Consider the following 838-nt stretch of genomic DNA (forward strand, 5'->3'; position numbering starts at 1 on the left):
TGAAGGAATATTAAGCAAGAAACCGAGCTGACTGAGATGTCTTAAATTTTCTTTGACAAAAATGTTGATCGTATCTCAGATACTTTTATTTTCTTCTTAAGCGAAGTTCAGGTTAATCAGAAAAAGAATCAGCTTTCTAGCTGGGATATTAGAGTGCCAGTTAGTTCAGTGTTATCCTGCCCTCAGGGCGGGATAACACTTTGCTTATTTTTCATTTCACCTTCTTTTCCCCGGCTGTTGGCCGCTTTTTGGTAAAGAGCAACGCCGGCATCGATATCATAAACACTGACAACATGCAAAGCGGTGTGATTGTCTTCCAACCCGACCCGCCACAGAGTTTTTTCAATAAGTGAAATCCTACCCTGATCTGGCTAGCTGAATTAATAAATAAATCCCTTTATATTTTTTCGGATAATCAATCCCTTTCTTAGGGCTTAAATCCTGCCAAATTAACCGTTTTATCCCTTTTTATTGTACTGCTTTTTATGATTGGCTTCGTAAAATAATAGTGAGAAAACACATTAATCTCAATCTATTCGGATAATATTCTTTTTCCCGCTGATTTCCTTTCAACTTTCTATTAATAATTAATGGACTTCGATTAAATACAATTCATTGTCCATTTGAAAAATATGTTTATTGAGTTTAATCCACCTTTTATATCAAAGTGTTAATCTCCTCTGTATTTGCGTTTTCAAATGATTATGACAGGTTAAATAAATGTAACATAACCTGAGGTTTGCTTAAGAAGGGAACTAAGTGCCTGAGGCACGATCAAAGTTTTTGTCAAAGAAAACAAAATCGTGGAGATCCTCAGGCATGTTTAATTTAGAAGAAC

1 protein-coding gene is annotated in these 838 nt (G+C 35.3%); it reads right to left on the minus strand.

Annotated elements, in window-relative coordinates:
• Positions 1 to 182: 182 nt before the first annotated feature.
• Positions 183 to 320, minus strand: a complete 138-nt coding sequence (locus ABR397_RS22915) for a hypothetical protein (protein ID WP_350307718.1) — start codon at positions 318 to 320, stop codon at positions 183 to 185.
• Positions 321 to 838 lie beyond the last annotated feature (518 nt).

Source organism: Photorhabdus viridis (genome assembly GCF_040256935.1).
GTDB classification, from domain to species: Bacteria; Pseudomonadota; Gammaproteobacteria; order Enterobacterales; family Enterobacteriaceae; genus Photorhabdus; species Photorhabdus viridis.